This window comes from Nonomuraea insulae (assembly GCF_042656245.1).
The window spans coordinates 1-22218 of record NZ_JBHSPA010000049.1 but is presented as its reverse complement, the minus strand read 5'-3'; the positions used below and the strand labels follow the sequence as shown (position 1 = coordinate 22218).

At 68.8% G+C, this 22218-nt stretch carries 26 protein-coding genes; 12 read left to right on the top strand and 14 right to left on the bottom strand.

Annotation, left to right across the window (positions count from 1 at the left end):
- Positions 1-18: 18 nt before the first annotated feature.
- The 6 genes from ACFPZ3_RS39495 to ACFPZ3_RS39470 form a co-directional block, all read right to left on the bottom strand.
- Positions 19-1173, bottom strand: coding sequence for a S8 family serine peptidase (locus ACFPZ3_RS39495; protein WP_379519477.1), 1155 nt, complete (start codon positions 1171-1173; stop codon positions 19-21).
- Positions 1167-1967, bottom strand: a complete 801-nt coding sequence (locus ACFPZ3_RS39490; protein ID WP_379519476.1) for a hypothetical protein — start codon at positions 1965-1967, stop codon at positions 1167-1169. The genes ACFPZ3_RS39495 and ACFPZ3_RS39490 overlap by 7 nt, the downstream gene beginning before the upstream one ends.
- A gap of 157 nt (positions 1968-2124) precedes the next feature.
- A complete protein-coding gene (locus tag ACFPZ3_RS39485) occupies positions 2125-3333 on the bottom strand; it encodes a S8 family serine peptidase (protein ID WP_379519475.1) in 1209 nt (402 codons plus the stop codon).
- The gene (locus ACFPZ3_RS39480) at positions 3327-4049 is read right to left on the bottom strand and encodes a hypothetical protein (RefSeq protein ID WP_379519474.1); all 723 of its coding nucleotides are present in this window, start codon (positions 4047-4049) and stop codon (positions 3327-3329) included. The genes ACFPZ3_RS39485 and ACFPZ3_RS39480 overlap by 7 nt, the downstream gene beginning before the upstream one ends.
- 47 nt (positions 4050-4096) lie before the next feature.
- Positions 4097-5278, bottom strand: coding sequence for an adenylyltransferase/sulfurtransferase MoeZ (gene moeZ / locus ACFPZ3_RS39475; protein WP_379519473.1), 1182 nt, complete (start codon positions 5276-5278; stop codon positions 4097-4099).
- Positions 5279-5321: 43 nt separating this feature from the next.
- Complete coding sequence (locus ACFPZ3_RS39470) at positions 5322-6221, bottom strand: alpha/beta fold hydrolase (protein ID WP_379519472.1); 900 nt, start codon at positions 6219-6221, stop codon at positions 5322-5324.
- Positions 6222-6908: 687 nt separating this feature from the next.
- Here ACFPZ3_RS39470 and ACFPZ3_RS39465 point away from each other — a divergent pair.
- Together ACFPZ3_RS39465 and ACFPZ3_RS39460 are read left to right on the top strand one after the other, a co-directional pair.
- Positions 6909-7295, top strand: a complete 387-nt coding sequence (locus ACFPZ3_RS39465; protein ID WP_379519471.1) for a hypothetical protein — start codon at positions 6909-6911, stop codon at positions 7293-7295.
- A gap of 307 nt (positions 7296-7602) precedes the next feature.
- Entirely contained in the window at positions 7603-7926 is a 324-nt protein-coding gene (locus tag ACFPZ3_RS39460) for a hypothetical protein (protein ID WP_379519470.1), read from the top strand.
- A gap of 305 nt (positions 7927-8231) precedes the next feature.
- On the opposite strand, the gene ACFPZ3_RS39455 is transcribed toward ACFPZ3_RS39460, so the two are convergent.
- Positions 8232-8402 carry a hypothetical protein gene (locus ACFPZ3_RS39455; protein WP_379519469.1) on the bottom strand — a complete coding sequence of 57 codons (171 nt, stop codon included), beginning with the start codon at positions 8400-8402 and terminating at the stop codon, positions 8232-8234.
- A 56-nt stretch (positions 8403-8458) separates the two neighbouring features.
- Between ACFPZ3_RS39455 and ACFPZ3_RS39450 the strand changes: the two genes are divergently transcribed.
- Complete coding sequence (locus tag ACFPZ3_RS39450; protein ID WP_379519468.1) at positions 8459-9043, top strand: cupin domain-containing protein; 585 nt, start codon at positions 8459-8461, stop codon at positions 9041-9043.
- A 90-nt stretch (positions 9044-9133) separates the two neighbouring features.
- Here the strand turns inward: ACFPZ3_RS39450 and ACFPZ3_RS39445 are convergent, their stop codons facing one another.
- From ACFPZ3_RS39445 to ACFPZ3_RS39430, 4 genes are all read right to left on the bottom strand, one after another.
- Positions 9134-9463, bottom strand: coding sequence for a hypothetical protein (locus ACFPZ3_RS39445; RefSeq protein ID WP_379519467.1), 330 nt, complete (start codon positions 9461-9463; stop codon positions 9134-9136).
- Positions 9464-9770: 307 nt separating this feature from the next.
- Complete coding sequence (locus tag ACFPZ3_RS39440; RefSeq protein ID WP_379519466.1) at positions 9771-10091, bottom strand: hypothetical protein; 321 nt, start codon at positions 10089-10091, stop codon at positions 9771-9773.
- A gap of 313 nt (positions 10092-10404) precedes the next feature.
- Complete coding sequence (locus ACFPZ3_RS39435) at positions 10405-10716, bottom strand: type 2 periplasmic-binding domain-containing protein (protein WP_379519465.1); 312 nt, start codon at positions 10714-10716, stop codon at positions 10405-10407.
- Between the two features lie 53 nt (positions 10717-10769).
- Positions 10770-10991 carry a hypothetical protein gene (locus ACFPZ3_RS39430; RefSeq protein ID WP_379519464.1) on the bottom strand — a complete coding sequence of 74 codons (222 nt, stop codon included), beginning with the start codon at positions 10989-10991 and terminating at the stop codon, positions 10770-10772.
- A gap of 26 nt (positions 10992-11017) precedes the next feature.
- On the opposite strand from ACFPZ3_RS39430, the gene ACFPZ3_RS39425 reads away from it, so the two are divergent.
- On the top strand, positions 11018-11383 hold the full coding sequence (locus ACFPZ3_RS39425; RefSeq protein ID WP_379519463.1) for an ester cyclase: 366 nt from the start codon (positions 11018-11020) through the stop codon (positions 11381-11383).
- Positions 11384-11702: 319 nt separating this feature from the next.
- Here the strand turns inward: ACFPZ3_RS39425 and ku are convergent, their stop codons facing one another.
- Complete coding sequence (gene ku / locus ACFPZ3_RS39420) at positions 11703-12578, bottom strand: non-homologous end joining protein Ku (protein ID WP_379519462.1); 876 nt, start codon at positions 12576-12578, stop codon at positions 11703-11705.
- A gap of 83 nt (positions 12579-12661) precedes the next feature.
- Between ku and ligD (ACFPZ3_RS39415) the strand changes: the two genes are divergently transcribed.
- The 5 genes from ligD (ACFPZ3_RS39415) to ACFPZ3_RS39395 all read left to right on the top strand — a co-directional run bounded on the left by ligD (ACFPZ3_RS39415) (position 12662) and on the right by ACFPZ3_RS39395 (position 15727).
- Positions 12662-13543, top strand: coding sequence for a non-homologous end-joining DNA ligase (ligD, locus tag ACFPZ3_RS39415; protein ID WP_379519461.1), 882 nt, complete (start codon positions 12662-12664; stop codon positions 13541-13543).
- Positions 13540-14412, top strand: a complete 873-nt coding sequence (ligD, locus tag ACFPZ3_RS39410) for a non-homologous end-joining DNA ligase (protein ID WP_379519460.1) — start codon at positions 13540-13542, stop codon at positions 14410-14412. Before ligD (ACFPZ3_RS39415) ends, ligD (ACFPZ3_RS39410) begins: the two co-directional genes overlap by 4 nt.
- A gap of 43 nt (positions 14413-14455) precedes the next feature.
- The gene (locus ACFPZ3_RS39405; RefSeq protein ID WP_379519459.1) at positions 14456-14662 is read left to right on the top strand and encodes a hypothetical protein; all 207 of its coding nucleotides are present in this window, start codon (positions 14456-14458) and stop codon (positions 14660-14662) included.
- 103 nt (positions 14663-14765) lie between these two features.
- Positions 14766-15386, top strand: a complete 621-nt coding sequence (locus tag ACFPZ3_RS39400) for a TetR/AcrR family transcriptional regulator (RefSeq protein WP_379519458.1) — start codon at positions 14766-14768, stop codon at positions 15384-15386.
- Between the two features lie 107 nt (positions 15387-15493).
- Positions 15494-15727, top strand: a complete 234-nt coding sequence (locus ACFPZ3_RS39395; protein ID WP_379519457.1) for a DUF3107 domain-containing protein — start codon at positions 15494-15496, stop codon at positions 15725-15727.
- Positions 15728-16141: 414 nt separating this feature from the next.
- Here the strand turns inward: ACFPZ3_RS39395 and ACFPZ3_RS39390 are convergent, their stop codons facing one another.
- Positions 16142-16786 (bottom strand): ferritin-like fold-containing protein, encoded by a 645-nt coding sequence (locus tag ACFPZ3_RS39390; RefSeq protein ID WP_379519456.1) that lies wholly within the window; start codon positions 16784-16786, stop codon positions 16142-16144.
- Between the two features lie 326 nt (positions 16787-17112).
- Between ACFPZ3_RS39390 and ACFPZ3_RS39385 the strand changes: the two genes are divergently transcribed.
- The 3 genes from ACFPZ3_RS39385 (at position 17113) to ACFPZ3_RS39375 (ending at position 21159) form a co-directional block, all read left to right on the top strand.
- Positions 17113-19056 carry a DEAD/DEAH box helicase gene (locus ACFPZ3_RS39385; protein WP_379519455.1) on the top strand — a complete coding sequence of 648 codons (1944 nt, stop codon included), beginning with the start codon at positions 17113-17115 and terminating at the stop codon, positions 19054-19056.
- 319 nt (positions 19057-19375) lie between these two features.
- Positions 19376-20257 (top strand): alpha/beta fold hydrolase, encoded by an 882-nt coding sequence (locus ACFPZ3_RS39380; protein ID WP_379519454.1) that lies wholly within the window; start codon positions 19376-19378, stop codon positions 20255-20257.
- Positions 20254-21159: an oxygenase MpaB family protein gene (locus ACFPZ3_RS39375; RefSeq protein ID WP_379519453.1), complete on the top strand. Its 906-nt coding sequence runs from the start codon at positions 20254-20256 to the stop codon at positions 21157-21159. Before ACFPZ3_RS39380 ends, ACFPZ3_RS39375 begins: the two co-directional genes overlap by 4 nt.
- Positions 21160-21231: 72 nt before the next feature.
- Here the strand turns inward: ACFPZ3_RS39375 and ACFPZ3_RS39370 are convergent, their stop codons facing one another.
- Complete coding sequence (locus tag ACFPZ3_RS39370; RefSeq protein WP_379519452.1) at positions 21232-22143, bottom strand: RecB family exonuclease; 912 nt, start codon at positions 22141-22143, stop codon at positions 21232-21234.
- Between the last annotated feature and the right edge of the window lie 75 nt (positions 22144-22218).

The window sequence follows — 22218 nt, the reverse complement described above, 5'->3', positions numbered from 1 at the left end:
CAGAAACGCCTGATCGGGTCATTCTTCCTTGCGCTGGTTGAGTACGACGATCGCGCCGCAGAACATGATCAGCGCCACCAGCACCCCTCCCCCGTACAACCACAGCCGCAGCGGATCGGGCCCCGGCCGCTCCGGCACGGGCGAGTCCTCACCCTGGCCGAAATGCTCCATCCCGGGCGCCACGCTGCGTTGCGCGCCCGTGAGCCGCTCCGCGGCGTTCAGCGCGGCAGCGGCGTCCACCACGCCGAAGCCGGTCTGGTCGTCGTATCCGGCGGCGGGCCGTCCGCGAGCGCTGGAGGACAGGGCCTGGGCGACCTGCTCGGGCCGCAGGGCCGGGTAGCGCGACTTGATGAGCGCGGCCACGCCGGCGACCAGGGCGGCGGCCGAGCTGGTGCCCTCGGACAACTCGTAGCCGCTCTTACGTTTGACCACCGGCACGTCCACGCCGGGCGCGGAGACGAGCACGGACAGGTTGTCGCTGCTGAACGTGGCCCGTTTGCCCTGCTTGTCGGTGGCCGCCACGCCGATGACCCCCGGGTAGCCGGCCGGGAAGCTCCAGTAGGAGGTGCCCTTCTCCTTGGCGTACTCGGTCAGGCCGTCGTTGCCCACGGCGGCGACCAGGACGACGCCCTTGCCGAGCGCGTACGAGACGGCCTCGCGTTCGGACCTGAGGGGGCCGTAGGAGCCGATCGACATGCTGACGACCTGGGCGCCGTGGTTGGCGGCGTACCGGAGGGCGCGGGCCAGCGGGCTCTCCGCGACCATGTCGTCGCTCGCCTGAGGCGGGACGGCGAAGCCGGGCTCATCGTCGATGATCATGGGCAGCGACAGGATGCGCGCGCCGGGGGCGACGCCGATGAGGCCGTCGCCCTCGCCGGAGCCGGCGATCAGGGCCGCCATGGCGGTGCCGTGCTTGCCGGCCGGCAGCTCGCGTTCGACCGTGCCGGTGGTCATGTCGGGGCCGGCGTTGACGCGGCCCTTCAGTTCCTTGACCTCTCTGTCCACGGCGCTGTCCACGACGGCGACGGTGACGCCCTCGCCCTTGGTGACCGACCAGGCCTGCTCGATGTTGAGCGCGTCGAGCACCCACTGCTGCTGGTCCCTGACCGGATCGGCGGCCGGGCCCGTGAAGACGAGCAGGGCGGCGGTGACGACGCGTACGGCGCTCAGCACACGTTCCCCTGGGTACAGGGCGGCACCTTGGGCGGGTCCGCCAGGAAGTAGGCGATCTGGTTGCCGACCGACTTGGCGGCCGGCCAGAGCTCGCTGTGCAGGATCTCCTCGGGCGGGATCGCGGCCCTGGTGCGCCCGTCGGTGTAGCCCGCCGTGGAGAACACGAGGTACGGCCCCGCCCCCACCCAGCTCGTGCGCTGTCGCTGGTCGGGCCCGAAGCGTTCGCTCACGGTGCCGGGGAAGGCGACCGGCAGCACGCCCACGCGGTCGTCCTGGGTGAGCTCCTCGCCGGCCGAGACCCTGGCCTCCTCGTCCTTCAGCACGGCCACGCCGACCGTGATGACGAAGGAGGCCGTCTGGTCCATGTACGTGGCCCGCAACATCGTGACGCAGCCGTGGTTCTGGAGCACTCCGGCGACGGAGGCGTCCACGCCCTTGGCGCACTCGGTCTCGGGGGCGATGCCGACGCGCTTGGCGTACTGCTGGGCGCGGTCGAGCCCGAGGTATTTCACCTCGTCGGGAAAGACGCCCGTGGCCGGCCATGCCTGCCAGCGCCGGGCGATCTCCTCCTGCTTGTACTGGTTCTGCTCGGAGGGCGTCAGCGGGCGCGAACGTGTCTCGGCGAACAGGCCGATCGTGCCCATCAGGACGACGACCGCCGACACGGAGATGATGACGCCGAGCAGCAACACGAAGACCCGGCGGTAACGGACGCCCAATTGGAGCGTGGCCAGGTCGGCCCGTTCCTTGGCGGCCGTCCGCCTGCGCGAGTCCGCCGCGGGCCACGCGCGCACACGTGATCGGCGGCCGGTGGTGGCGCCAAGCGGGTTCCTCTGCCCCTGCGTGGCTTCTCCCCCGGCGCGCGGCAGCCCTGAGGTTGACCTACGTGCCTTCACCACCGCCTCGTTCCCGCTCTCGCTCCTGTCTATTTCGTCCCCCTTGGTGGGCGGATCATGCGTCTTGTGAGATGTGCTCCCGGCGTACGCGTCTGACCAGGATGAATATGACAGCCAACGATGCCAGTGCTCCGACGGCGGCCGCGGCGGCGATGGCTGTGTACACCGTGACGCGTCGTTCGTCCCTGACAATGACCTTGACAGGACCGGCCTGGCCGCCGGCCAGCGGCACGGCGGGATCCTGGGCCTCGGCGCCCGTGGCGCTCTCGGTGTGCCCGGCCAGCCTGGCCGCCTGCGCCAGGGCGTTGGCGGCGTTGACGACGCCGAAGCCGGTCGCGGTGTCGTAGCCGCCCGGGGGCCGGTCGTCGGCGCTGTCGGCGAGGGCGCGGGCGACCAGCAGCGGCGACATATCCGGATATTTGGCTTTAAGGAGGGCGGCGACGCCCGACACCAGCGCGGTGGCCTGTGAGGTGCCGCGGCCGACCCAGTACTCGTCGCCGGGGCCCGCGCCCATGATGTCCACGCCGGGGGCTGCCACCAGCACCGAGGAGTTCCAGTTGGAGAACGTGGCCCGCCGCAACCTGCGATCGGTCGCTCCGACCGAGACGACGCCGGGGAAGGCGGCCGGGTAGGAGTAAGGGGCGAAGTCGCCGTCGATCTTCCTGTCGCCTTCGTTGCCCGCGGCGGCGACGAGCACGACGCCCTTGGAGATGGCGTAGCGGATGGCCGCGCGCTCCTCCCGGGTCGCCAGCTCCTTGGAGATCGACATGTTGATCACGTCCGCCCCCTCGTCCACCGCGTAGCGGATGCCACGGGCCACCACGTTCTCGAAGCGCTCGGCCGAATTGAACTCGCGGAAACCCGGCTCCTCATCCTCAAGGATGACCCTTACCGACAGTACGTCCGCTTCTGGCGCGACGCCGATGATCCCCCGTTTTCCCTGGGGCCCATGGCCATGACCGGCGATCAGTGAGGCCATGTACGTGCCGTGCAACCTGCTGGGACTCACCCCCGGCGGATTCGCTCCCGCGGTGAAATCCTTGCCCACGCGTACGGACTCGGCCAGGTCACGATGGTGCGGATCGACGCCGGAGTCCAGCACGGCCACCAGCACCCCGGCGCCCTTGCTGGTCCGCCACGCCTCGGTGAGGCGCAACGTCTTGATCACCGCCTGCTGCCCGCCGCGTACGTCGTCGGCCATCGCGGGCGGCCCCGCGAACAGCAGCGCCCCGGCCACCGCGGCCACCGCGGCGCGCCTCAGCACTGCCACTCGCTCGCGGCGCAGTCGGGCATCTTGGGCGTGCTCAGATCGGTCAGCACGTGCTCGGAGATCTCGGCGGCGAAGGCGAAGATCGCCGGCCGCGGCTCGCCCGCCGCTTTCGCGGGCCTGCCGTCCACCTGGCCGGCGGTGGTCAGCACCAGATAGGGCCCCGCCTGACGTACCGATCCGGTCTGCCGGACCGCGGACGTGAACCGGTCGGACACCGTCCCGCGGAAAGCCAGCGGCTGAAGGCCCGGAGAGGGCTTGCCGGTGTCGGCGAAGGCGGACTTGGCGCGTACGGCGCCCGGCTCGTCGCGCAGCGCCACCACGCCGATCGTGACGAGCACACCGCGCAGCGCGTCGATGTAGGTGGCCCGCAACACACCCTTGCAGCCCGCCTTGCGCAGGGCCTTGACCGCCTTGGCGTCCACCGAGGCGTCGCCGCACGCGATCCGCGGGGAGATGCCGATCCTGCTGGCACGTTCCTGCCCGCCCTGCTCGGCCGCGTAGGGCAGGGTGGCGGGGAAGATGCGGCCTGTGGGCCACGCGTGCCAGCGCTCGGCGACCTCACGTTTCGCCGCCGCGTGCAACTCGGCCGTGCTGGGACCGCGGGTGAGCTCCGTGCCCGCCGCGCTGCCCGCCACCCCGGCGGCCACCGCGCAGATCAGAGTCAGCGCGGAGGCCACCACGAGAGTGGGCCATGGGCGGGCGGAGTTCACTCCATCGACCTTAATAGGGGCGTCCTTGTGAACATCCCCAAAAACCCCTAGTAGCTGGGCAGGCTCGGGTCGACGGTCTTGACCCAGCTCAGCACGCCGCCGCCGACGTGCACGGCGTCAGAGAAGCCGGCGCTCTTGACGATCGCGAGAGCCTCGGCGGAGCGGGCGCCCGACTTGCAGTGGAGCACGATCTTCTTGTCCTGCGGCAGCTTCTCCAGGGCCGAGCCGTTGAGGAACTCGCCCTTCGGGATCAGCGTGGCGCCGGGGATGGAGACGATCTCGTACTCGTTGATCTCGCGGACGTCGACGAGGAAGATGTTCTCGCCGTTGTCCTGCATGGCCTTGAGCTCCTGCGCGGTGATCGTGGAGCCGGTCGCGGCCTCGGCGGCCTCGTCGGAGATCGCGCCGCAGAACGCCTCGTAGTCCTCGAGCAGCTCGGTGACCGTCGGGTTCTTGCCGCACAGCACGCACTCGGGGTCCTTGCGGACCTTGACGTCGCGGTACTTCATCTCCAGGGCGTCATAGATCATCAGCCGCCCGACCAGCGGGTCGCCGATGCCGGTGAGGAGCTTGATGGCCTCGTTGACCTGGATGGAGCCGATCGACGCGCACAACACGCCGAGCACGCCGCCCTCGGCGCACGACGGCACCATGCCGGGAGGCGGGGGCTCCGGGTAGAGGCAGCGGTAGCAGGGGCCATGCTCGGCCCAGAACACGCTGGCCTGGCCGTCGAAGCGGTAGATCGAGCCCCAGACATACGGCTTGCCGAGCAGCACCGCCGCGTCGTTCACCATGTAACGCGTGGCGAAGTTGTCGGTGCCGTCGACGATGAGGTCGTAGCCGGAGAAGATCTCCATGACGTTCTCGGTGGTCAGGGCCGTGTTGTGGATCACGACCTCGACCAGCGGATTGATCTCGCGGACCGACGCCGCGGCGCTCTCGGCCTTCAGCCTGCCGACGTCGGACTGGCCGTGGATGATCTGGCGCTGCAGGTTGGACTCATCGACCACGTCGAAGTCGATGACGCCGAGGGTGCCGACGCCCGCCGCCGCGAGGTACATCAGCGCGGGCGAGCCCAGGCCCCCGGCGCCCACACACAGCACCTTGGCATTCTTCAGCCGCTTCTGCCCCGCCATGCCCACATCGGGGATGATCAGGTGGCGCGAGTAGCGGCGCACTTCGTCGACGGTCAGCTCTGTGGCCGGCTCGACCAGCGGTGGCAACGACACTTTCTACACTCCCGCTTCCAGGGGTCTTATCTCCTTGTGAAACCTAGCCGGGCAGTGGGGCATTCCCCAATCGCGTCTCACCGATCAGACGGCGTGCCTCCGCCGCCACCACCTGCGGCATCTCCATCATCGCCACATGCCCCGCCGTCGGCAGCAGGACGAGCCTGACCTGCCGGAACGTACGGTAAGCCTTCCTGGCCATGGCCGGTCGCACCAGCCGGTCGTGCCGGCCGTGAATGATCAGCGTCCGGGCCTTGACCTGAGCCGCCTGGCTCCAAAGAGTGTCCTTGCCGAGGCGGAAGTATTCGGCCACGATGCCCCGGGCCGAGCCGATCATGGCGTCTCCGGCGTAGGGCAGGTCGTCGCGCCTGCGCTGCTCCTCGATGGCGTCGCGCAGGCGTACGGGATGCACGGCGTCGGCGTCGGCCCACACCATGGCCATGGAGGCGGTGATGCGCTGCTCGGCCGGGAGCAGGCGTATCCAGGACGCCACCAGTTCTCCCACTCTGGGCACCGCGGCGGCGGCCACGCGGACGGGACCGTATCGGGGCAGCAGGTCGGGCAGGGCGGGCGAGATGAGCGTGAGCGAGCGGACCAGGTCGGGACGGACGGCGGCGACCCTGACGGAGATCGCGCCGCCGAGCGAGTTGCCGAACAGGTGGGCCGGGCCGGTGTGCTCCAGCAGGCCGATCACGGCGTTGGCGTGACCCGCCACCGTGTAGTCGCCGTCCTCCGGCGCGGGCGAGAAGCCGGCGCCGGGCAGGTCGATGGCGTGGCCGGTGACGGTGTCCTTGAGCTCGTCCATGAGGTCGGTCCAGTTGGTGGCCGCCCCGGCCAGCCCGTGGACGAACACCGCCTGGTCGCCGGGGCCCTCCGGGGTGGATCGGACGTGCACCGAACCGATCATGCGTCCCGGCCAGTGTGGGGTCGGCTCCGCGAGCATGGCTCCCCCTCCTTGTTCCTCGCTTCCCGTTCCTTCAACGATAACCATCGTCCGCGGGTGGGGTCCGGATTCCGGGATTCGGACATGTAGGGATATTTGACTGCATACATGTCTAATCGATCTCATGGCACCCCAAAGGTGTGGCAAAAGCTGCCGCATGCCGTTTATGTGCCCCACGGCCGGAAACCATGACGATACCCAGAGTGACGACTGACCTACTCACCGTTAACTTCGAGGCGGTCCGGAAGTCCACAGGGAGAATCACGCGCATTCCAGTCGGGTACGCATCACCATTTTTGCGAATGCGGCCGGCGGCATAAGCGCGTACCTTGCAGCCGGTTTGTCAGCCCGCGGACTTTCGCGTCCTCGGGCGGCCACCGCCTGCGCATCGCATCGCCACTGGAACGCCCGGAATCGGCCGGCGGCCGGTGAGTAGTCCATTGCCTCGCGCGCTCGCCACGCCATTCGCGGAACAATCGGACATATCATCTCTTTTCATTTGATAAATGTTTAATGCGAGCAATAAGATTGTTAATGTAGAGCAAAATAGGGTCGTATCTGTTTGCCCGTCCACCGGCCCGGAAATGACATTCCATGGATGCGCCTTCAGCAGCCGTCCAAGATCAGTTTCCTGGCAATTCGGAAACGCCGAGAACGGGGCAATCGATCCTTTAGGGGGAACACGCAATGCCCAAGCTCAAGACTGTTATCGCAGGCCTCGCCTTCAGCACCGCACTGACCGGCGGCATGGTCAGCGCGGGCGCGACGACCACCGCGGCCAACGCCGCCACGCAGGTCAGCACCGGCACGTCCGTCCTCGCGTCGGACGACTTCGGCGACGACTTTGGCTGGGGACGTCGCCACCACCACCACCACAACCGCCACCACCAGCGCTGCAGGAACCGTCACAACGGTGGCTGGGGCGGCGGCGGCTGGGGCGGCTGGGGCGGCCGGCGCCACCACGGTGGCGGCGAGATCTGCATCGTCATCCACAACGACAACCGCAACGACAACTGGGACCGTGAGCAGGAGCACCACCACAGGAACAACAACGACAACAACGGGAACTGGTGACACGACCGTGCGTTGATGGTGCAGGGATGAGCGCCCGTTCTTCTATTAGACGGGTTCTTGGGAGCGGTCCGCATTTCTCTCGCGGTTCGTCCTGAGGTTTCATTTCTCCTCGTCTCCACGGCAACTTGGTGAGGGCTCTCCCGGCTTGGCCGGGAGGCCCTCGCTGCGTCTTTTCTGTACGATGCTTTATGTTTGACTAAAAGTGGACAATTCCTGTTTATTGGCTTTTCGGCGGGAAATATGGATGATGCGGATGATTTACTAGTTGTCATCCGAGGGGGCAATCGATCCTTTAGGGGGAAACGCAATGCCCAAGCTCAAGAGTGTCATCGCAGGTCTCGCCATCAGCACCGCGCTGACCGGCGGCGTGGTCAGCATGGGGGCGGCCACGACCGCTTCCGCCGCCGACGCCGCCACCCAGATCAGCACCGGCACGTCCACCCTCACTGGGTATGGCTGCGGCTGGCGCCGTAGCCGCTGCGGCGGCGGAGGCTGGGGGTGGAACGGCGGCAACCGCTGGGGCCACCACCAAGGCTACGGGCGCATCCGGATCGTCATCATCAACCACAACCGCAATCACAACCGCAACCACGACGATGACCGCCGCGACAGTGACCGCGGCAGGTGGTAGAAGCCCCGTTACAACCTGAGCCCGCGGCCCGCCACGGCTGACACGTCCGTCCCTGGCGACGAGCTCAGGCGACACCAGATGAGTGGCCCGTATTCTCCGACGAATACGGGCACTTCAGGTATCCGACCATCCTTTACGCGCTGCCGTGGCCCGCCACCCGCCGCACTCCGGCCGACGACCCTCCAGGAAACGCCCTCTGACACGTCAGTGGCGAGCCGCCGTCACGCGGGCCCATGTTGCCCACCTAAGGCTGAATCCCTCCCCCGGTAAGCCCGCGCGCCCAGCCCCACGAAGCCCAGACGCTGTCATCGGTCCAGCCATGCGCCGGCGGCGGCCGCGTCCTTCACGAAACGGGCGAAGTCGCGTGGCGGACGGCCCAAGGCGCGCTGCACTCCGTCGGACAGGTGATCGTCCAGCCGCGTTCCCGCGCCGAAGGTGGGACACGATCCGCCGGTCCCCATCCATCGGTCGATCATGGCCTCACCGTGGTCCCTACGTTTCGCCAGTGGCGCACCACTGACCCCTCCTGTCCATGCTGGAGGGGCAGGCCTGGATCATCCCGCCCGACGGTGAGGCGGTGGCGATCGGCCCCGGCGACGTCGCGGTCCTCCGCGGCCCCGCCTCGTACATCGTCGCCGACGATCCCGCCGTCCCACCTTGGCACGTGATCAGCAGTCCTCCTACTGCGCGGCGACGGCGCGCACGGTCGAGGATGGCGAACCGGGCCGTGGATCCTCGTTCCTGCGGCATCGCGGAAAGCAGGTCGGCCGCCCTGCTCACCGGCGCCTACCAGGGCCGGGCCGGCATCAGCGACCGCCGCACGCATACATGTACGCGGCTACATGTAAGCGGCACTGCGGTTGCGGTCCGTGCGGCCGACACATGCCAACCCGCCACGCACACCATCCGGCACCCCTGTCGCCACGCCAGGACGCGCGACGTCTCACCGCGAGGCTTGACGGCGCTCGCCACCCCGTCACGCGAGCGATCCAGGCCGAGCCCGCATGTCGTGTCCCAGCCCCGTTCGTGCCGTCCGCCTGCCCGGCCGGCCGCCGACCCCGCAATGCGCCAGGCGTCCAGCCATCACCGCATTTCCGCACGCCCCGGAAACGCGTAAGTGCCCGTATTCGACTCACGGCGAATACGGGCACTTAATTAGGTGGGGCCGGAGTTCATCTCCTTGGCGAACTCTTCAGCCCGGGGGTTTCTACCACCTGCCGCGGTCACGGTCGTGGTCGCGGTGGTGGTTGTCGTTGTGGTTGTGGTTGCGGTTGACGATGACGATCCGGATGCGTCCGTGGCCGTGGTGGCGGCGGCCCCAGCGGTTGCCGCGGTTCCACCCCCAGCCCCCGCCCCAGCCGCCGCAACGGCTGCGGCGCCAGCCCCAACCGCACCCGGTCAGGACGGACGTGCCGGTGCTGATCTGAGTGGCGGCGTCGGCGGCGGAAGCGGTCGTGGCCGCCCCCATGCTGACCACGCCGCCGGTCAGCGCGGTGCTGATGGCGAGACCTGCGATGACACTCTTGAGCTTGGGCATTGCGTTTCCCCCTAAAGGATCGATTGCCCCCTCGGATGACAACTAGCAAATCATCCGCATCATCCATATTTCCCGCCGAAAGACCAACTAACAGGAATTGTCTGTTTTTACCCAAATACAAACATTGTCCGGAGAACACGCAGTGAGGGCCCCCCGGCCAAGCCGGGAGAGCCCTCACCAAGTTGCCGTGGAGACGAGGAGAAAATGAAACCTCAGGACGAACCGCGAGAGAAATGCGGACCGCTCCCGAGAACCCGCCCACTAAGGAACGGGCGCTCATCCCCGCACTATCAACACACGGCCGCCATCAACGAGTTGTCACATTCCTCGGGTGATGGTGATGGTCCTGGTCGTGGTGGTGGTTGCGATTGACGTTATGGTTGCGGATGTTGACCCTGACATGAGTCCTCTGGTGGCGGTGACGGCGCCAGCCCCAGCCACCGCCCCAGCCGCCGCAGCGACTGCGGCGCCAGCCCCAACCGCACCCGGTCAGGACGGACGTGCCGGTGCTGATCTGAGTGGCGGCGTCGGCGCTGGCGGCGGTCGTCGCCGCCCCCGCGCTCACCACGCCGCCGGTCAGCGCGGTGCTGATGGCGAGACCCGCGATAACACTCTTGAGCTTGGGCATTGAGTTTCCCCCTAAAGGATCGATTGCCCCGTTCTCGACGTTTCCGAATGTCCCGGAAACAGGTCTTGGACGGCTGCTGAAGAGTCATCCAGAAGGTGTCATTTCCGACAGAGGGACGGACAAACAGCTATGACTCCATTTTGCTCTGCATTAACAATGTTATTGCTTGCATTAAAGATTTATCCAATGAAATAACACGAATTATCCCGATATGTCCTATTTAATGATCGTTGCTGGCCACCGCCGGACGGCTCCCCGCGCGGCGGCGAGAAGGGCGCAGCCGAGGGCAGGGTGGTGGTTCTGTTCTCCTTGATCACGAGGCTGGTCGCCGGTGCGCGGAGCGCATCGCGGCGGTCTCGGCCGCCGAACGGATGAACCCGGCGAGCGCGCGGTCGCGGCGATCCTCGGACCAGGCCGCGAGCAGGGTCGTCCGGCGACCCTCGACGGGGATGGCGACCAAGTCGCGGCCGAGGTGACAGCCGACCGACTCGGGCAGCACGGCGACCATGCGGCCGAGAGCGATCAGTTCGGCCACCTGTCCGGTGTCCCTGATGATCGGTCCACCGCCCGGCGACTCCGCGGTCCAGCGGGGAAGGATCTCGCCGGCCAGGTCGGCCATGCGCACGGATGCGCGCCCGGCCGTCCGGTGGGTAGGCGGCAGCACCGGCTCGCGCTCGGTCAGCAGTTCCTCGGTGGCCAGGCCGCCAGGTCGTCCTGCGGCAGGCGAATCAGCGCGACGTCCGCGGTTCCGTCGCGCGGCAAGGCCTTCTCCTCGCCGATGCCACAGATCAGCACCTCGACGTCCACCGCGTCGGGGTGGGCGGCGAAACGAGGCAGCAGCGATTCGAGCAGGCCGGCGTCCCCGCCTGGTTTCGTCACCACCGTCAGCAGCGGCTTCACCCGCCCGGCGCGCTGAGCCGAACGCTGTGCAACAGAGCGGGCGGTTCGAGCTGATCGACGAGCTCGTTCATGCCGACTACCACGATCACACGGTCGGACCGGGGCAGGGCCACGATCGGGAAGGCGTCCGGGCGACCATGGCGGCCGTGCGCGCGGCCTTCTCCGACCTCACCGTACAAATCCTGCACTGTGTCGGTGACGGCGATCTCGTGGCCACCCACAAGATGTTCCGCGCCAGGCACACCGGTCCGTGGTTCGGCGTTCCCCCGTCGGGCAACCAGGTCGAGTTCCGGGTGATGGACCTGGTCCGCTACCGGGAGGGGCAGATGGCCGAACACTGGGCCGTCGCCGACGCGGTGAGCCTCCTACGACAGACCGGCGCGCTCGCGTGAACTGACCCGTCCACACCGATCCCGCTCACGACCGCGGACGCGATCACGGACGCGATCACGGACGATGCGACCGGCCCGCAGCGGCTCATTCCAAGACCCGTCCCACAACTCGACCCGAGGCTCGGTCCAGGGCCCCGGACACACATGCTGGGTCCCAGAGGCCCGGTCACAGGCTCGGCTCCCCGCCCCAGGCCCAGGTCACGGGGGTCCGGGTCACGGGGGTCCGGGTCACAGGGCCCAGTCACAGGGGCCGGTCACAGGCTTGGTTCCCCGCCCCAGGCCCGGGCCGCAGGGGCCCGGTCCCAGGTTCTGTGGCGCTTTAAGCGGACTTGCGCGTCTTGCGCTTGGGCGGGGCCTTCTCCTCTTCCTTGGAGGAGGCCTTGCCGGCCGCCTTCTTCGGCTTGGCGGGCTCGCCGCCCTCGCGCTCCCGCTTGGCCGCCTCCACGCTCGCCCTCAGCGCCGCCATGAGGTCCACCGCGGGCCCGGCCTCTTCCTCCTCCGGGGCGGCGATGACCTCCTTGCCCGCCACCTTGGCCTCGATCACCTGCTGCAGCGCCTCGCGGTAGGTGTCGTGGTATTCGCTGGGGTCGAAGTCCGACTCCATGGTGGTGATCAGGGATTCGGCCATCTTGAGCTCTTGGGCGCGTACGTCGATGTCCTCTTCGAGGAAGCCGAAGTCCGGCGTGCGGACCTCGTCCGGCCAGAGCATCGTCTCCAGGACGAAGACGCCGTCGCGCACCCGCAGCGTCGCCAGCGACTCGCGCTGGCGCAGCGCCACCTTGACCACCGCCACCTGGCCGGAGCTCTCCAGGGCGTTGCGCAGCAGCACGTACGGCTTCGCGCCCTGGGCGTCGGGCTCCAGGAAGTACGACTTGGCGAAGTAGATGGGGTCGATCTGCTCAGCGGGCGTGAACTGCAGGACGTCGATCCTGCGCGACGTGGTCAGCGGCAGGTCCTCGAAGTCCTCGTCGGTGAGCACGACCATCTCGCCGCTGGGAAGTTCGTAGCCCTTGGCGATGTCGGAGTAAGGGACTTCTTCGCCATCTTGCGTACAGACCCGCTTATAGCGGATCCTGCCACCGTCCTTGCGGTGCACCTGATGGAACGAGACGTCCTTCTGCTCGGTCGCGGAGTAGAGCTTCACCGGGATCGTGACCAGCCCAAAGGAGATCGCACCCTTCCAGATGCTGCGCATGGGGCAACTCCTCAAGATCTCAACGGCACACCAATGGGGACATACCCGTCATGGGGCAACCAATGCCATACCCAATCGAACCAATGCTGGCCGTACCTGGGGAGCTACCCTCAGATCGCGACCGGTACGGACTGGAGGTCAAGTGGGACGGCATCCGCGCCATCATCCATCTTGACGGGGGCATGCGGGTGTCGGGGAGGCATGGAGCCGAATACACCCGTCGTTATCCGGAAATTCCGCACTTTGGGATAAAGAACGCGATCATCGACGGCGAGGTCGTGGCGCTGGACTCCCGTGGCCTGCCCAACTTCATCCGCCTGCAACACCGCATGCACCTGACCGACCCCGACCCGGCCATGCTGGAGCTGTACCCCATCACGTACATGCCCTTCGATCTGCTCTACCTCGGCGGCACGCCGCTGTTCGACCTGCCCTACAGCGACCGCCGCGCGCTGCTCGACGAGCTGGACATCGGCGCGCCCCCGTACTTCCCCGGCGACTCCGACCTGCTCACCGCCACCCACGAACAGGGCCTCGAAGGCGTGGTCGCCAAGCGCCTCGACTCCCCCTACCGGGCCGGCACCCGCTCCCCGTCGTGGATCAAGGTCAAGAACCTGGCCACCTGCGAGGTCGTGATCGGCGGCTGGAAACCAGGCAAGGGCCGCCGCGCGGGCGGGATCGGGTCGTTGATCATGGGGATGTTCACGGACGCGGGGCTGACATACGTCGGACATGTCGGTACGGGGTTCACCGACGCCGTCCTGGACGATCTGTACCGGATGTTGCGTCCCCTGGAGATCTCGCGCAGCCCGTTCTGCAATGAGGTTCCCTGGAAAAATCGATGGGTTAGGCCGGATCTGGTCGGGGAGGTGGCCTACACGATGTTGACCTACGACCAGCGACTGCGGCACCCGGTGTGGCGTGGGCTGCGCCCCGACAAGCTCCCCTCGGAGGTGATCCTGTGAAAGTTCCGGTCAAGGTGGGCGGGCGCGAGCTGACGCTGAGCAACCTGGACAAGGTCCTCTACCCGGACTACGGCTTCACCAAGGCCGAGATCATCGACTACTACAGCCGCATCGCCCCCGTACTGCTGCCCCATCTCCAGGGCCGGCCCCTGACCGTCAAGCGTTACCCGAACGGGGTCACCGGCCAGTCCTTCTTCGAGAAGAACGCCCCCGAGCACACCCCCGACTGGATCAGGCGCGTCAACCTGCCCGCCCCTGGCAGCACCAAGAACCGCGAGACCATCGACTTCGCCGTCGTGGAGGACCTGCCCACGCTCGTCTACTACGCCAACCTGGCCGCGCTGGAGCTGCACGTGCCCCAGTGGCGCGTGGACGAGGACGGCCAGGCGCTGCCGCCCGACACGCTGGTGTTCGACCTCGACCCGGGGGCGCCCGCGAACATCGTCGAGTGCACCAGGGTGGCCCTCCTGCTCCGCGAGGTGCTGAAGAACGACGGGCTGACCGCCCGGCCGAAGACCAGCGGGGGCAAGGGCATGCAGCTGTACGCGGACTGGGACTGCCGCGAGGAGCCCTCCGTGTACGCCAAGAGGCTGGCCCAGCTCCTGGAGAAGGAGCACCGCGACCAGGTCGTCAGCGTGATGACGAAGAAGGCGCGGCCGGGCAAGGTGTTCATCGACTGGAGCCAGAACAACCCGGCCAAGACCACGGTCGCCCCTTACTCGCTGCGGGCCAGGGAGCGGCCGACGGTCTCGACTCCTTTGACGTGGAAGGAGGTCGAGGACTGCGAACGCCCTGATGACCTGGTCTTCACCGCGCCCGACGTACTCGCCAGAGTGGAGAAGCGCGGCGACCTTTTCGGCCGGGCGTAGGCTGGTTCCGTCCGGACCTAGAGGGGGACCCATGATGTCGGAGATGGACATACGCGGGGACGAGATCACCTACGACGAGGAAGAGGGGGAGCTGTCGATCGAGACACCCGAGGCCGACGCCGTCGAGCAGCACCGCGAGATGCTCCAGAGCGTGGGGCGGCTACGCCGTGAGCTGCCTCTGGACGTCGATCCCGCGGACGCGGCCGACCAGGACCGGGTCGTGGAGCTCGACGATGACGACTATCGCTGACCTGCGCGAAAGGGCCCCCGTCGCGGGCGGCCACAGCCGTGGCGCGGCCACCCGCACGTAGGATGTCCGCACAGTTCCGCTGAGAGAGCAAATGGAGACCCGCGTGACCGCAACCCCGGACGCGAAGCCCCGGGGCACCCGGCTGCCCCGACTGGCCCGCCGCAGGCAACTCCTGAGCGCCGCGCAGGAAGTGTTCGTGGAGAACGGCTATCACGCGGCCGCCATGGACGAGATCGCCGACCGGGCCGGGGTCAGCAAGCCGGTGCTCTACCAGCACTTCCCCGGCAAGCTGGAGCTCTACCTGGCGCTGCTCGACCTGCACGTGGACGACATGGTCAACCGCTGCAGGGAGGCGCTGGCCGCCACGCCCGAGAACAAGTTGCGCGTGCAGGCCACCTTCAGCGCGTTCTTCGACTTCGTCTCCACGCAGGGCGAGGCGTTCCGCCTGGTCTTCGAGTCCGACCTGCGGAACGTGGCGCCGGTGCGGCAGCGGGTGGAGCGGTCGCTGCAGGAGTGCGCGGAGATGGTCAGCGAGCTCATCCAGGAGGACACGGGCTGCACCAGCGACGAGGCGCACCTGCTCGGGGTCGGCCTGGTGGGGATGGCCGAGGTGAGCGCCCGCTACTGGGTCACGACACACGGCTCGATCCCCAAGGACGCGGCAGAACAGCTCATGGCGCGGCTGGCGTGGCGGGGCATCAGCGGCTTCCCGCGCACGGCATAAGTTCCGCGTACGGCATAACCCCGTTCGCTGGTCGCGATCATTCGCGTTTTCGCGGGTCCGAGCCGCCACGATGGGAGTGAGCCAACCCGTCGACTAGGGAGCCACTGATGGAAGTCAAGATCGGCGTACGCTCTGTACACCGCGAACTCGTTGTCGAGACCGACCTCTCCGCAGAGCAGGTCGAAGAGGAGATCAGAAACGCCCTGGCGGCGGATCGCGGCGGTGTGTTCGCGATCACCGACGTGAAGGGCAGGCGGGTCGTGGTGCCGGTGGCCGCGCTCGGGTTCATCGAGCTCGGCGAGGATGAGTCCCGTCCGGTGGGGTTCGGCGGCACGCTCTAAGGGCTCCAAGGGGCACGGCTCTCCACCCGCCGTGCCCCTCCGTCCTTCGCGCATCCTTCACGCGGTGCTCAGGGCAGGTCGTCGGGAGCGCACGCGCGTCGGGCCCGTGCGCCCGATCGCGCCGCGCACCGCCGCCACCCGTCGGATCGGCGGGGCCGGTGAGAGGTCAGGGTCGGGCTGGTGGTTCGCCCATCTGGCAGCCGGGAGGCCGGCGGCGGCGGGAGACGTCGTCCCGCTTCTGCTCGGTGGCCGGGCAGTCCGCGCTCCCCCTCCGCAGCACGGCGCGCGTAGTCCAGCGGTTCGGCCCACATCTCGTCAAGGAACTGCCATAGCGGCGCGAGGCCCTCATGCCTCGCACGGTACAACCGTTTCGTACCCTCGCGCCGCTCGATGACCGGAACCGGCAGTGAGCCGTCAGAGGCCCATCGCCGCCATGCGCTTGTTGTGGGCCTCGGTCAGCCTGGCGAAAAGTCGTGAAATATCAGTCTGGCCCTCCCCCAGCGACTCCATCAGCAGCAGCGCCAGGCCGGGACGCGCCGAGGCCACCTGCTGGCCCTGGCTCAGCGCCTCCCCGACGAGCCGCCGCGCCCACAGCGCCAGCCGCCCGGCCGCCGACGGCTCGGCCTCGATGCCCGCCCTGACCCGGTCGACCGTGAACTGCGAGCGTCCCTCGTCCACCATCACCTCGTCCACCAGCTTGGCGATCGACGGATCGAGGTGCCTGGCGGCCTCGCGGTAGAAGTCGAGCGCGATGCCGTCCCCCACATACGTCTTGACGAGCGCCTGCAGCCAGTCGCCCGGCGGCGTCTGGGCGTGCCAGGCCTCCAGCGCGTCCACGAACGGCGACATCGCCGCGTCCGGATCGGCTCCCAGCTCGGTCAGCCGGTCGCGGAGGAGGCGGAAGTGGGCGTACTCGGTCACGGCCAGCTCACTCAGCGCCGCCCGATCGCCCAGAGAGGGCGCCAGCGTGGCCGCGTCCTCGGTCATGCGCGCGTACGCGCTGAGCTCCGCGTAGGCCAGCACACCGAGCAGGTCGACGACTCCAGGAGACTCCTTCATGAAAGGCAGCGTACTTCGGAGAAACTTCGGGAACATACGCAAGCTCGGTCAGCGTTGTGCTATCGAGTACACTGCTCTGTGAAAGTGCGACCGCACTGTGTTAATTCGGGGGATTCCCCCGAATACCCCCGATTCCCCGGGTGCGCGGTCGCTGATGACGCGAGAGGGCTGGCTCTACCGCGAGGACCCACGACACGGGGCTGTTTTCCGCCCGTCGGTCCCGGCAGGCCCGCCTTCATTTGAGACTGAGGCAGGCCACGCTGACGACTTTCCGAGACCTCGGAGTCACACCAGAGATCGCCGATGCCCTCGAGACCGAGGGCATCGTGACACCGTTCCCCATCCAGGAGATGGCACTCCCGCTCGCACTGAGCGGCCAGGACCTTATCGGCCAGGCACGCACGGGCACGGGAAAAACCCTCGCGTTCGGCATCGCGATGCTCCAGAGCATCGGCAAGCCGCGCAAAAACCGCAAGAAGCCCCGCGGGCTGGTCGTCGTACCGACCCGTGAGCTGGCCGTGCAGGTCAGCGAAGACCTCGTGACCGCCGCGGGCAAACTCGGTTCCCGAGTTCTGACCGTGTACGGCGGCCGCGCGTACGAGCCGCAGATCGAGGCGCTCAAGGCCGGGGTCGACGTCATCGTCGGCACCCCCGGCCGCCTGCTCGACCTGGTCAAGCAGAAGCACCTCGACCTGAGCCAGGTCACCTCCCTCGTGCTCGACGAGGCCGACCGGATGCTCGACCTGGGCTTCCTGCCCGACATCGAGCGGATCTTCAAACTGATCCCGGCGGAGCGGCAGACGATGTTGTTCTCGGCGACCATGCCGGGCGAGATCGTCTCGCTGTCGCGCAAATACCTCAACCGCCCGACGCACGTACGCGCCGAGCACGAGACCGGTGAGGGCGGCGAGACCATGCCGCCCCAGGTACGCCAGATCGTCTGGCGCACCCACCGCATGGACAAGATCGAGATCGTCGGGCGCCTGCTCCAGGCCGACGGCCGCGGGCTCACCATGGTCTTCTGTGAGACCAAGCGGGCCTGCGACATGGTCGCGGAACAGCTCGACACCCGCGGGTTCGCGGTCGCGGCCGTCCACGGCGACCTCGGCCAGGGCCAGCGTGAGCAGGCACTGCGGGCGTTCCGCAACGGCAAGATCGACGTGCTCGTGGCCACCGACGTGGCGGCCCGCGGCATCGACATCGACGACGTCACCCACGTGGTCAACTACGACTGCCCCACCGACGACAAGACCTACGTGCACCGCATCGGCCGTACCGGCCGGGCCGGGCGCACGGGCATCTCGGTCACGTTCGTGGAGTGGGAGGAGCTGACCCGCTGGAAGATGATCAACCAGATGCTCGGGCTTGACTTCGCCGAGCCCGTGGAGACCTACTCCACCTCGCCGCACGTCTACTCGGAGCTGAGCATCCCCGAAGGCACCAAGGGAGTCCTGCCGCACGCCAACCGGTCGCGTGTGGGGCTGTCCGCGGAGCGCATCGAGGACCTCGGTGAGACCGGCCGGACCCGCACACGGAGCGGGAACGGACGGCGCCGTGAGGAGCGCGAGGAGCGCCCCACCCGTACGCCACGCCAGCGCCGCCGCACCCGCGGCGGCAGAGAACTGGCGGACAACGCACCCGCCGAGAAGCCGGAGGTCGAAGTCGTGAGCACCAAGACGGAGGAGACTCCGGCGATCTTCACGGCGGACGAGATCCAGGAGGCCGCCGAGCCGAAGCGCACCCGTACGCGCAGAGGCGCGGCGTCCACGGCCATCGAGCAGGCGCTCGCCGAGGCTCCCGAGTCGCCGGTGAAGAGCACCCGCTCGCGCCGGGCCGCCGAGGAGTCGCCGATGGAGTCCCGGACCGCTGCCGAGCAGGTCGAGGAGGCTCCGGTCAAGCGCACGCGCACCCGCCGGGCCGCCGCGCCCGAACCGGAGCGTGCCGAGACGCTCATCGAGCCGGCGTCCGCGCCGGTGACGGAGCGCCAGGCGGCGCCGGTGACCGAACGTCAGGCTCCGCCCGTAGTTCAGGCTCCGCCCGTCGTTCAGCCCGCCGCGCAGTCCGTGCCCGCTCCGAGCTTCACGACGCCGCCGCCACCGGTGCGCCAGGAGCAGGAGCGGATCATCCCGGCCAGCCCGTTCTCGGTGATCTTCCAGTCGCCGGACCTGGCCACGGACGACGACGACATCGCCCCGTCCGCCGCGACCGAGCGCAAGCAGCAGCGACGCCAGCCCCGAGGCGGCGGCGGCAACCGCCGTCGCACCGGCTGACGACGCCGCACAGGTAGATCGAGAGGCGCGCACCCGAACAAGGGTGCGCGCCTTCATCGTTTCGCACGCCCGAGCCGGCGCGGCCGTGTACGCCCCCCAGGGGCCCCGCGATGCGCCGCCCCACCCAGGAGGCCACCCAGCCGCCCCAGGCACCTCAGACGCGGGCTCAGAGCCCCGCACGAGGTTCTGAGGCACCCTCCGTACGGCGTCCGGGACGTGAACGAGGAGATCGCGCATACCGTGCGTCTCCCCAGAACTCGCACCACCGTAATCGGCATGCCGGTGTCGAGGCGCTGACCTCTGGGTATTGTTGCCCCACGTGAGTACGCCGCGATTCCTCGACCTGCCTCCTGGCGTTGCACCCCAGAAGATCGAGACGCCACTGGGCACGTTCGCGGCCCTGGAGGCGCTTCCGGTCAGTGGTGTGGTCGAGCGATGGCCCGCACTCCTGGTCCCCGGCCTGACGGGCAGCAAAGAGGACTTCATCGCGGTCCTGATGACCCTGGCCCAGTCGGGGCGCCGGGTCGTGGCGATCGATCTGCGCGGCCAGTACGAGACCCCCGGCCCCGACGACCCCGACGCCTACACGTGCCCGGCCCTGGGCGCGGACGTCGACGCCCTCTCCCAGGTCGTCGGCGACGGCGACCCCGTCCACCTGGTGGGCCACTCCTTCGGCGGGCTGGTGTCCAGGGAGGCGGTGATCGACGGGCTGACGAAGTTCGCCTCGTTCACGCTGATGAGCTCGGGCCCCGGCGCGATCGAGGGCAGGCGGGCCGGCAACGGCAGGAAGATCATGGAAGAGGTGCCCGTGCTCGGTCTCGAGCACGTGTGGCACAGCAGGTTCGAGCCCGAGGCGCTGGCCAACGACGTGCCGGACGAGATCGTGGAGTTCCTGCACAAGCGCCTGCTCACCAACTCGCCGACCGCCCTGTCGTGCATGGCCGGGCAGGTGCTGACCATGCACGACCGCACCGAGGAGCTGCGCGAGATCGAGGTGCCCACGCTGGTGCTGTACGGCGAGCACGACGACGGCTGGCCGCCCGACGCGCAGTCGGAGATGGCCGCCGGCCTCGGCGCGGAGTGCGTCGTCGTGCCTGGCGCCGCGCACTCCCCCGCCGTCGAGGCGCCGGAGACGACCGCGGCGGCCCTGGTCCGGTTCTGGAACACCGCGGAGAAGCACTATCTGGACACGCGGCAATGACGGCCGTCGATGACCTCGTCGCCCAGCCGCCGCAGAGCGCGACCTGGCAGGTGCACCTCGACCGCTCGATGTGGCTGGGCGGCGTGCGCGGCCTCATGCTCCAGGCACTGCACCCCCTCGCCATGCTGGGCGTCTGGCAGAACTCCAACTTCCAGGAGGACCCGTTCGGGCGGCTGCGCAGGACCGCGGACTTCGTGGGGCGGGTGACGTTCGGGAGTCCTGAGGAGGCCGACGAGATCGGCAGGCGGGTGCGCGGCATCCACAAGGCGCTGCGCATCCACGATCCGGAGACCGGCAGGACGCATCGGGTGGACGATCCCGAGTTGCTGCTGTGGGTGCACTGCGCGGAGGTGTCGTCGTACCTGGAGGTGGCCAGGCGCGGCGGGCTGGGGCTCACCGAGCGGCAGGCCGACCGCTACCTGCACGAGCAGCGCAAGAGCGCCACCTACGTCGGCCTGCACCTGGACGACGTGCCCGGCTCGTGCGCGGAGATGGACGCCTACTTCAAGCAGGCCCGCGCCCGTCTGCGGGTGACCCCGGAGGCGGCGGCCACCGTGCGGTTCCTGTTGTGGCCCCGGCTGCCCCACGACTTGCGGATGTTGTCCCCCGGCAAGCCCGCCTACTTCCCCTTCGGCGCACTCTGCTACTACACGCTGCCCGACTGGGCCAGGCGGATGTACGGCGCGCTGCCCGAGGTCCCCAGGGCGACCGTGACGGCGGCGCTGAAGGCGTTCAGGCTGGGCCTGAACTCGGTGCCCGAGTCCGTGCACGACCACGCCTTCATGCCGGCCACCCGGCAGATGTTGCGGGCCTCCAGGGAACGCCTCGGCGCCGCGGGCTACGACGTGGGCAGGGGGCTCAAGGGCCTGACCGACCCCCGTCGCTGGCCACGGGCCGCCTGACGGGCGGCACGGCGCGCACGACCGACCGGCGACAGGAGCGCCCCGCCACGTACGGCGCGCATTGACTGACGTCTATTCCGCCAGACCATCCCAAGGGCGACGCTCAGGGCCCGCCGCCTGGCCCTCCGGGCAGTGCCGGCGGAAGTCGCACCAGGAGCAGATGGGGCCGGGGCTGGGCGCGAACAGCTTGTCGACGTCGTCAGGCACCGCCGCGGGCCCGACCGTCTGCCGCTCGCCTGGTTCGCGGCGCCTGCCTCCCGACGTGGGAACGGCCTCCCGGTAGCGGTCGTCGGCCTGCGCCGCCTCCGTGGCCAGCTCCTCGGCGCGGCCCAGGTGACGGGCCAGGGACTCCTCGGTGTGCCGCCACTCGATGATCTCGCCGGTGGGCAGGTGGTGGAGCTCGACCGTACGGCACGGGGTGCGCATCATCGTCGAGGCGGCGATGGCGTACACGGCCAGGGCGAGTGAGGAGCGGGCGTCGTCCTGGGTGAGCGGGCGGCGGCCGGTCTTGTAGTCGACCACGACCAGCTCGTCGCCGCGCCGGTCGAGCCGGTCGATGCGGCCGGACATGGCGATGACCTTGGTACGGGTGGCGACCGTGCGCTCCACCCCGACCGGGTCGTCGGACGGATCCAAGGTGGTGACATATCCGGACACGAGGTCACGGGCGCGGCCCAGCCAGCGCCCCGACTGCTCCTCGTCCATGAACCCCTCGGTGATCCACCCGTTGGTGACCAGGATGGAGGCCGTCAGCGGGGTCCTGCGCTCATACGGCTCCCGCCACCAGGCCGCCAGCGCGTTGTGCACGCTCGCCCCGACGCTGTTGTGCGCCCAGCCGGGCCCCTTGGACGGCTGCGGCCGGTCCAGGTAGGTGAACCGGTAGCGGCGACGGCAGTCGAGCCAGGTGTTCAACCGCGACGGCGTACACGAATAGAGCCGCCGCGGCATCCCCTCCAGCGGAAGCTGACCCTGCACCGCGTTCATGCACCCTCACTCAGTGAGGCGGGCTCGGTCGCCATATGCCGCCACCTTCCCCCGCTCTGGTCGCTACGCTCCCGC